A 9,505-nucleotide genomic window follows, 5' to 3' on the forward strand; every position below is an offset into this window, starting at 1 on the left:
GCGCCAACCGAAGGCTCTCCTCCCAACTGCCCAGGACCTTGCCCTCCACATTGGCAAGCGTCACACTCCCACGCATATTGGTAGCGAACGTCGCCAACTTCAACCGATTCTCATCATTCAAAACCGGTGTTGACCACTTGTCCACACGATCATCCACCGCCTCCGAAGGCACACCCACCATCTCATCCGTCTTCATTGACAAGAACTCACCTCGACTTAGCACACTCATCCGTGGCCCCGGAACGAACCCAAGCGGCCACCCGCCCAATCATTCCTGCATACGATACCATGTAGTTCCTGAATCCGATACCACTACCGCCTGCATTCGATTCTATGGTTCGCTTGACCCTGCCGCAGGGGACTGATAGAAAGAAGCCCACATGCCGGCTGGGACGCCACTCGGCGCCAGCGTGTGCGAACCGGGAGGAAAGAATGACAGCGTCCGCCGAACTCACAATGAGTATCGCCGATCAACTCTTCGCCATGGAGCAGATCAAGCAGGTGAAGAGCAAGTACGCGTACAGTGCTGATCGTCACAAGTGGGATGACTTCGCTTCGGTGTTCGCTCCGGATGCAGTCTTCGACGAAAGCGATTTCCCGAATCCGCTTCAGCCCTACACCAAGGACCCTGTCCCCAGCACCGTGTCCGACTACTTCAAGCAGTCTGCCGAAAAAGCCGAGTGGCCCCTGGTCGGCCGCGATGCGATTCTCGCCGCGCACGTCGACGTCCCCGACGATCACGTGATGGTTCACCACATCATGGATCCCTACATCGTGCTCACCTCGGATAGCACCGCCACGGCGAGGTTCAGGTTCGAGAGTTACCACTGGTTCCCGGTCGGCAGGCCGGTCAAACACATGCACAACATCGGCGCCTACCACGAAACCTACGTCCGACTCGACGACGGCAACTGGTACATCCATACCTTCAAGCTCGAACGCCAGCGGGTCGAGTGCGTCTAAAGCAGGCACTCGTCGGCAGCAGGCAGCTTCTCGCGTGGGGGCGTCACCGACTACGGCCCGACACGACATCCAGCAGGGATGCCAGGTCGGCATGACGAAGATTAGGAACCAAGCCCCATGTCCAGAATCCTGACAGAGGACCAGCTCGCGATTCGCGACAAGGTACGAACCTTTGCACGCGAAACCCTCGGCCCACGCAGACTGGAGGGTTACGGCAACCCCCCATTTCTCAAAGAGATGAACCGGCTCCTGGGCGACGCCGGCATCTTGCGCGTGTTTGCACCGAAGTCGCTCGGCGGCGACGAGATGGGTGTCATGGGGATGGTTATCGTCATGGAAGAACTCTCACGCGAGTGTCCTGGCGTCGCCCTGAGCGCGATGATGCAGATGAACATTCCCGTGAACATGGTCGGTACGCCGGCCGTGGCAGAGCGCTGGGCCCGAAGTGCACTAGCCGGCGAAACGACCGTATCCTTCGCATCGACCAACCCTGCCGGTTATGCCAATTACAGCGAGCACCCGGATCTGGCGCGGCGCGAAGGGGATGGGTATGTTCTCAACGGCGTCCGCCATTTCGCAGGACAGGGGACTTTCGCGGACGTGATGGGCGTCTCGGGTCTGGTCAACGGCGATATGCACCTGTTCTGGCTTACCACCGATCAGCCCGGCTTGACGATAACCGCGATGCCGAAGATGGGCGTTGGTGCGCCCTGGGGCCGTGTCGAAATGTCGGACGTACGGGTACCGGCGGAACGTGTGCGCGACATGAGCGTTCTGGTGAAAGACCGCCAGCTCACCGACGTGACGGGTGCAAGCAAAGTTTCGACGCACCCCATCTCAGCGATGGCACTAGGGCTCGCCGAGGGTGTGTGGGAAAAGACGGACGCATTCCTGCGAGAGCGCACGTTCAACCACGAGTCACTGGCATCGATGCAAGCACTTCAGCACAAGATGGTGCGGATGAAGCAGAACATCGAAGCCGGTCGATCGATGCTCTACGATGCAACGCAGCTCGTTCAGGCCGGCCAGGGTGACCCTGTCCTGGACCACCTCCTGAAGCCCTTCCTCACCGAGATGGCATTCGACGTCGCGACCACCTGTATGACCCTGCACGGTGGACGCGGGTATCAGACCTCAGAAGGGATCGAAATCTACCTGCGCGACGCCGCCGGGCTCCTGATCGGAGAATGCACAACCGACATGCACTACTCCACCGTCGCAAGTCTCCTTGATATGCCGGGAGCGCTACCGGGGTCGCCCTGAGGCACCGACCGGCGCCGACCCCGGTCACCCGATCTGATGGAGGAACCTGAAACCACGGGTGTGTCGTCAGTTATTGTCCGGCTAGGGTCGCACGTCGCATCCCGGATTGCCGACGTGAACGACTGCCAACCCTGAACGTGCATCCTCCGCCGGTCGTCGACGCTCTCGAAAGAACCGCACTCCGCGCTTGATACGTCTTGCCCGACGTCTGCTAGGCGGAGGATTCTGATTTCGTCGATCCCGATGAGCGCAGGGCCCTCGCCGCCGGAACCGATGATCTCGTATCGCTGCCAAGCCTCGAGATCGGCTCCTGCTCGAGGTCGAAGACGGCGGCCAGTCGACTGGTCGCCGTCTTCGTTCCACTCAGAATCGACGCCAGATCCGATCCCGCGGCACTCCTGGTTGTCCGAATTCGATGCGTGCACCCTTGACGCTGCGTCAATTTTCTTTGCTGCCCCGACGGTTACTGAGGTACCACCCGAGCGCGCCGTCCATTCGCACGGTTTCGCCGTAGATGTAGTCGTGTTCGGCAAGCATCAGGACCAGTTGCGCGAACTCGTCGGGTCGCCCCAGTTGCTTGGGGAAAACTACTGCCTCAGCCAGGCCCACCCTGTAAGTTTCCGAGACCGTAGCGAGCATCGGCGTGTCCACGATTCCGGGGCGATCGTGTCGACCCGGATGCCAGACCGGGCGAGGTCTCGAGCAGCGACGATCGACATCGCCGCGACTCCGCCCTTCGATGCCGAGTAGGCGATCTGCCCGATATGCCCTTCCAACGCGGCAACGGAAGCGGTGTTGATGATGAGCCCGCGCTGATCGTTCTCATCCGCGCATGCCGTCGACCCCATCCTTTCGGTAGCCAGACGCATCACATTGAACGTCCCTACAGGGTTGATGTCGATCGTCGCTGGAAGAGCGCCAGATCATGCGTGCCTCGGCACGACAGGATCCGCCGTGAAGGCCCGATCCCTGCGCAGTTGACGACGAGGCGCAGTTCCCCGCCCCCCCCTACCGCGTCGAGCGCTGCCCTCACTTCATCTTCACTGGTGACATCGGCAGCGATAAAGGTCAGTCCGTCCTGGATGGGCACCTGCTCGATGGAGGAGGGCAGATCAATATCGACGACAGTGACACCGTCGGCGAGGCGTGCCTGAGTGGTTGCCGCGCCCAGTCCGGATGCGGCTCCCCTGACCAGCGCAGTCGTGCCCTTCAAATCCATGATTCTCCTTTGGGTTGGTCGTCGAACTCAGGAAGCTCATCCCGGGACAATCGATTCCCAAGTCACAACGCAGGCCACGCGTGCTGGGTCACCCCTGCTCGGCAGGGACTCGATCCTGCTCGCCGAACAGCGCGATCATTTCGGCGGCGCCAGCGCGGAAGTCCATCTACGGAAACTCCCCGCGATTTCTCCGTCCTACCTCCCGGTCCGACCTCCACGCCCTCACCGCATCCGTGGGTGAAGACCCTGCCCGGGACATCTTCGACCAGCCCGACGCCGAGGCCGTGCACGCCCGGTTCGACCGCCGCACGCCGTGCCGGCGAGCCCAGCTCCGAGGAGGTGACCGACGCCGATCTCCACGCCCTCACCGCATACCCCCCGACCCCGAAGGACCACAGGGATCACCCAAACTTGACCCGCGTCGATCCGAAGGCGAAGAGTGACAGCGATCAACCGCGATCTGGAATCAAACAATTTTCGGCATTGTCAACAATGTTGGTTCAGGCAACTCTGGGTCACTGAGGAGTGATAGATGAATATCGGGTCTCACGGTGCGGTCGAGGAAGAGGTCGTAATCCAGGACCCCTCGACATGTGATCCCAGATTCCCTGCGGAGCATTGCGTCCACACATTTCATCAACAACGAAAGCGGTGCGCACGCCAGCATTTGGCTGGCGCACCGGCTGAGCCAAGGGTGACTGTCATCGTGAGCTCGCAGCGGTTTGGAGGACTTCTCGGATTGCATTCGAGAGGAAACCGCAGGTCGGGTGGACATCAGCAAGAGACTTTCGATAATGCGCCCCGGAAGACGCCGACCGTTTCAGCATCATTACTCAGGCAACGAAATTGGCGAGCAAGAAGTTACTGCTCGTCACGGCCTCACAGGACACTGTGACTCCCGTCGAGCTGGCGCATTATTCGATCACGAGTGCGCTTAACGACGCCGGGGCGAAACACTTGACAAGCGTCGTTTTGGACACTGATCACATGTTTTTGAGCAAAAGAATAGCGCTCACGCAGCTTCTGGTCAGGTGGCTCCGGTTCGGAGAGCCTCTGCTAGCTCACTCTCTGACACATCGTCCCCGGGACCGCACCGCTACTCGAGGTTGAGCAGTTGTCCGATCGTGCGATCCGGATCAAGTCGCTCGATGCTGCCAACCACGTCGCGCGCCGCCGAAGTGCCGATGACTGGACTCGCGAGAGAAATGAACTTGCTCTTGAGGGCCTCCCACTCGGCTCCCAGTTCCGAATCTGGTGTGGGCTGATACGCATCGACTTCCGCTTCCAGAACATGTCCGTTATGAAGCGTTATCTCAACGCGTGTCGGGGCCGTCAACTGCCGGCCGACCTCCGGGCACACGGTGACGAGCTGGCGTAGGGCGACAAGTCGTGCGTCATGCACGCTTGCGTCAGTAAATCCAGCGGGACCGGTGTCCAGGCCTGCGAGAGCGATACTGGCAGCATGCCGCACACTGAATTTGCCCTCTAGCCCTGAAACAGGGTCGCTGATGCAGCAGATGTCCGTCACCTTGTCGGGAACAAACAGGCGAACGCCGGCAATGTCGTTTTCGGTGAACGTATGTGCGGCGCGTAGCTGGGCGACTCCATTGATGGTCGAGTGTGTACCGTGACAGCTGGCGTGTCGCTTGAAGAGAACTGACTCGATCGCCCAGCGATCTCCCATGACGGCCTGCGGACGAGATGGGTCAAAGGTGGTGCTGTGCGTCCAGACGAACCCCTGCCGTCCTTCGATTCCGTCCGTGGGTGCAGTGAACCCCTTCGCTGCCAGTTGCGCTGCGAGCATGCCCCCGGAGGCAGCGTTCGCCGCATTCAGGTGTTTGCTCATTGTTCCGAAGGTGCGCCTGAGCCCCGCTGCCTGCGTGGCCGCGAGGGTATAGCTCCGCTCGAAACCGTTTACATCGAGGCCGAGGAGATGCGCGCATGCCCCTGCGGCGCCAAACGTGCCGTAGATGCCGGTGCCGTGGAAGCCGTTCTCGTAGGCGGAAGATCCTGTTGCGAGAGCAATGCGGGCCTGTCCTTGCAGTCCGGCAACGATCGCTGCCACGGCCTGTCCGGTGGTTGACTGTAAAGCCTCACCCAGTGCGACCGCCGCCGATACGACCGCCGCCGACGGGTGTCCATCCATCCAAAAACTGGAGTCATCGAAGTCCAGTGCGTGCGCAGCCATAGCGTTCGCCATTGCTGCCTCGCGTGGTGACGTGCGCAGTTGCGTTCCGATGATGGTGGCGACCGGTCGCGATCCGGTTTCGGCTGCAATCCCCTGCGCTATTCGCCCCACTGGCTCCACAGAGCCTGCCATCGCCGCGCCGAGCCAGTCGAGCAACACGTGGCGCGCTCTACTTATAACAAGCGGTGGCAGGTCTGCATAACTCATCGCGGCGACTTCTTCAGCTACCCGAGCGGTGAAGCCGTCAGCGCTTGTCTCATCTGTTCGCACCATCGAATTGCATCAAACGTAAGAGGAATAGTCAAGGACAAATGGCATCGTATCCAACGTAGCGCCCGCCGCGTACACACACGACAGGACTCGACCGGCGTCGGCGCGTTTAGGGCGCTGAGACGTGATCGTTGACGAACGTGCCGATACCTTCAAGAGCCTCACGCGCTTCCGGCAGGAACGACGCGTGACTACACCGGCGGGGACAACTTCGGAGATATGACCGGACTGCCTGACAAACTGGTCGCGGTAATTGGGTACCGGTGCAACAGCAGTGCGCTGAAGGCGAGCCACAATGTCCGCGTCCTCACGACCGTGGAATCATATTCAGAACGGACGTCGATGCCAGCACCCCATCCCCTTCCCGAGGAATCGCGGTCGCGACATTCACCAGAACTCAGGCCTGAATACGATGTCCAACAGAGCGTGTTGACTCATCAAAGATGCCCGCGTAGCGGTTCGGAAGACTGGTCTCGGCGCCCATCCCCGGCGCTCAGGAAAGGTTGTGGATTGCCCCGGCCCAGCGCGGCCCGGAGACGGCCCGGCGAAGCGCCCTAGCGCGGGTGTGGAAGTCGATCTTTGGCATGCGCGGGGAATGATCAGTTTGACTGCCAGGATCAGTCCAGGTGGCCGTCGGTGCGGCATTTGTGGATGTTGTGCAGTGATCGGTGATCAGGCCCATGCCGGCATATTCGCGCACGGCGGCGATGCCGGCAACAGCATCGGACTTGGTATCGAAGGGCTTGGAAACTGCCATGACAGTACCATCGGGTGCGGTCAGCCGAAACCTGAACGCTGATTCCGGGTCGACAAAGAGTTCGAACATTCCTGCCATTGCGATCCTTTGGTCTGCGGGATCTTGAGGCCGCATCTTTGCCGCCCCAGCAGGCACGGGGCATCGTTGCCTCCGTTTTCCCTGCCGGATCCCGCGGTCCAAATTTTCATCAATTCAGCATGCGTTCCTCGAGTTTCCCGTGGGAATGTTTGCCAGCGCAAGCTTTTGACCGGCATCCAGTCGAAGTGATCACCTGCTCTCGCGTCCAGTACAGGCGCACTTTCCTCGGGGAGTTCACGAGACGGCCTCGGCGCCTCGCAGTGTGTCACACAAATGTTGACCTCTCCCCCGGCTGTCAACTAATAGTGGCGCATGGAGGTGGACCGATGAAAACACTGATTGCGTCCATGGACGGAAAGGACTGGCTGAAACCCCACAGGCGATCGACCAGCCGTTGATTACGCAATCCCCGATTTCGGCTGCTGGACCTTGAAATCCTTTGCCGTTACTGGGATCCAGGCCGTCTGGTGGCGCACCGGCCAACAGCCCTTCCATGTAAAGACCACTTGGTTCAAGGCACTGTGGAGGCGGCAAGCATTGGCGCCTGACCCACAAATTGCAGGCATTCTGCATTAATTGCATGATTCATTCATCTGATGCAATATGTTGGTGGGCTGTGCCGGTTGATTCGGCGGGACGGGTGCTCGATTTCGACTCCGTACCGCGTCAGTAACCAGGGCTGGTGCCAGAGGCCTCTGTGTTCACGAATGCGCCGATCTGCTCCAGCGCTTCCTGTCCTTCAGGCAGGAATGACGAGAACAGCGTCCAGACGTGCACCATGTCGTTGTACTCGCGATATTCGACGCGCGCCCCTTCCCGCTCAAGCTTCTCCGCTAGATTGCGTGAGTCGTCCAGCAGGACCTCCGCACCCCCCACGAGCAATAGGCAAGGCGGGAGCCAGCCGAGATCGGACAGCATCGGGAACGCTGCCGGCACCTCATCCGGTCCTCGCCCGCCCAGGTAAAGACCGGCAGCGCGTTGAATGCCTTTGCGCGAAACGACCGGGTCGATGTTTGCGCGCTCTTCGTAGCTGGGATTGGTGACTGTCAGGTCGACGAGTGGCGACACGAGGACGATGCGGCCCGGGAGTGTCGCCCCTGTGCGGTGCAAATCCCACAAGGAGCTGATCACCAGTCCCCCGCCTGCAGAGTCTCCAATTGCGAAGCATGACTGAGGCCCAACTTCGTCGATCGCGGCAGCAAGGACGCTTCGCGCATCGTCGAGGGCCGCCGGAAACGGATGTTCCGGGGCCAGACGGTACTCCGCCACGAAGACCCGCGCGTCGGTTGCCCGTGACACCTCCGCAGCATACGCACGATAGCCCTTGGCCGATCCGATGATGTAGCCGCCTCCGTGCAGCATCACGCCGATCCGTCCGGTAGAGGCGCCAGCGGCGTGGACCCAGTACCCGTCGACGCCTCCGTACGTGGCGGCGGTGATCGATGCGTCCTCGGGAATGGGCAGCCGTGCGAGCACCGCCTCATAGCCCTCGCGGCGGTCCTCCAGTGTTCCCCCACCGTGGGCCGGCAGTGCGTGCTCCAGCATCGCCTTGGCCCGGTCGAGGGGAGTTGAAACTACAGAATTGGTCTCCGCCATCATTGAACCCTTTCGTTGCGAGCCGCTTGTGCACCCAGATGACTAGGCAGCTCCTCCGGAATCTCTGCGTCCCGCGGGGCGGCGCCGGGAACGCGAACGCGCTGGCGACCGGCGAGGCTACTACCCAAAGCATCGTGGGACGAAAAGTACTCATAACGCATCTGTCGGCGAGCGAACAACCATCGGCCCTCGACCCAGCGATACTCGTCGTCGTAGCGATACGCTGCGAGACATCGTTGCCCCTTGATCGCAACCTCTCCATGCCCCATCTGCACACCGACCGCTGTCTTCGCACCCAACGCCAGGTCCACCACGTGCGAATGAACGCTGTGGACGGTCATGGAGTAGGTGCGCATAATCTGAGCGAAGAACTCACGCAACTCCTTGCGACCTGTGTGCACATGTCCGGCACGCAGGAAAGTGCCGTCCTGCGCGAACAAGTCGACAAGGGCGTTCAAGTCGTGGCTGTCCACGAGGATCGGATAGATCGCACCCAGTTGCCGGATTGCTTGCACATCAGCCAACCGCTGCACGTGCAGTAGTTCCGACCCTGCCTCAATGCGGGGGCTAACGTTAACGGTGTTGAAGTCCAGTGTCATGGTGCACCTCCTTATGGCGTTCTATGCCTTCTGTAAGATCCCAGTCCTGCACGAGATGTCTATTCGGTTGTGCGTAGATGTTGTAGCCCGGTGTACGTGACTTGGCTGCCGGGGACGTGACGCCATTTCTGACCCTGGTCCTGCTCTTCGATGAAGTGCGCAGCAAGAGACAACGTCCGTGAAGTCATCAGGATGGGACGTGCCAGGCGGGGATCGAGGCCGAGGTCCAAAAGCAGCGCAGCGGAGACGCCGTCGATGTTGATCGCGATCCGCCGTCCCACGGCTGCTTCCAACTCCGCCTCGATCGACTCAAGCAGAAGACAGTGATCGCCGTAGACCCCATACTCATCGGCAATCCCCATCAGCAGAGGCGCTCGTGGGTCAACGTCGTGGTGCGGGTGCCCGAATCCTTCGATCGGTTCCCGGGCGGCGCGTCGCTCGGACACGAAACTCTTTGCCTTCGCGCGGATCTCGTCGGGGCGATGGCTTCCGGTGCTCTGGACGCCGGCTACGGCTTCCCGGAGCCACCCGGCGATCTGTTCTCCGGCGCCGCCATGGTGATCACCGATGGT

Annotated in this window: 11 protein-coding genes; 2 read left to right on the plus strand and 9 right to left on the minus strand. The window is 60.9% G+C overall.

The features are described 5' to 3' along the window. A partial coding sequence (locus tag AC1DD5_RS25410; protein WP_477520291.1) for a hypothetical protein occupies positions 1 to 196 on the minus strand: 196 nt, incomplete at its 3' end. Positions 197 to 432: 236 nt separating this feature from the next. On the opposite strand from AC1DD5_RS25410, the gene AC1DD5_RS25415 reads away from it, so the two are divergent. Next, on the plus strand, positions 433 to 963 hold the full coding sequence (locus AC1DD5_RS25415; RefSeq protein ID WP_477520292.1) for a nuclear transport factor 2 family protein: 531 nt from the start codon (positions 433 to 435) through the stop codon (positions 961 to 963). A gap of 117 nt (positions 964 to 1,080) precedes the next feature. Next, positions 1,081 to 2,226: an acyl-CoA dehydrogenase family protein gene (locus AC1DD5_RS25420; RefSeq protein ID WP_477520293.1), complete on the plus strand. Its 1,146-nt coding sequence runs from the start codon at positions 1,081 to 1,083 to the stop codon at positions 2,224 to 2,226. Positions 2,227 to 2,664: 438 nt separating this feature from the next. On the opposite strand, the gene AC1DD5_RS25425 is transcribed toward AC1DD5_RS25420, so the two are convergent. The 8 genes from AC1DD5_RS25425 to AC1DD5_RS25460 all read right to left on the minus strand — a co-directional run. Then, on the minus strand, positions 2,665 to 2,877 hold the full coding sequence (locus AC1DD5_RS25425; RefSeq protein ID WP_477523101.1) for a hypothetical protein: 213 nt from the start codon (positions 2,875 to 2,877) through the stop codon (positions 2,665 to 2,667). Continuing rightward, positions 2,814 to 3,095, minus strand: coding sequence for an SDR family NAD(P)-dependent oxidoreductase (locus tag AC1DD5_RS25430; RefSeq protein ID WP_477523095.1), 282 nt, complete (start codon positions 3,093 to 3,095; stop codon positions 2,814 to 2,816). The genes AC1DD5_RS25425 and AC1DD5_RS25430 overlap by 64 nt, the downstream gene beginning before the upstream one ends. 14 nt (positions 3,096 to 3,109) lie before the next feature. After that, positions 3,110 to 3,439 carry an SDR family NAD(P)-dependent oxidoreductase gene (locus AC1DD5_RS25435; RefSeq protein ID WP_477523096.1) on the minus strand — a complete coding sequence of 110 codons (330 nt, stop codon included), beginning with the start codon at positions 3,437 to 3,439 and terminating at the stop codon, positions 3,110 to 3,112. 1,102 nt (positions 3,440 to 4,541) lie between these two features. Beyond that, positions 4,542 to 5,906 (minus strand): MmgE/PrpD family protein, encoded by a 1,365-nt coding sequence (locus AC1DD5_RS25440; protein ID WP_477523097.1) that lies wholly within the window; start codon positions 5,904 to 5,906, stop codon positions 4,542 to 4,544. A gap of 490 nt (positions 5,907 to 6,396) precedes the next feature. Continuing rightward, positions 6,397 to 6,738, minus strand: a complete 342-nt coding sequence (locus AC1DD5_RS25445) for a YegP family protein (RefSeq protein ID WP_477523098.1) — start codon at positions 6,736 to 6,738, stop codon at positions 6,397 to 6,399. Positions 6,739 to 7,404: 666 nt separating this feature from the next. After that, entirely contained in the window at positions 7,405 to 8,334 is a 930-nt protein-coding gene (locus tag AC1DD5_RS25450) for an alpha/beta hydrolase (protein WP_477523099.1), read from the minus strand. Continuing rightward, complete coding sequence (locus AC1DD5_RS25455) at positions 8,334 to 8,933, minus strand: nuclear transport factor 2 family protein (protein WP_477520298.1); 600 nt, start codon at positions 8,931 to 8,933, stop codon at positions 8,334 to 8,336. Before AC1DD5_RS25455 ends, AC1DD5_RS25450 begins: the two co-directional genes overlap by 1 nt. Before the next feature lie 59 nt (positions 8,934 to 8,992). Beyond that, positions 8,993 to 9,505: citrate/2-methylcitrate synthase (locus AC1DD5_RS25460; RefSeq protein WP_477523100.1), on the minus strand; the 513-nt coding region annotated here is incomplete at its 5' end.

The organism is Paenarthrobacter sp. 10L420 (assembly GCF_056395385.1).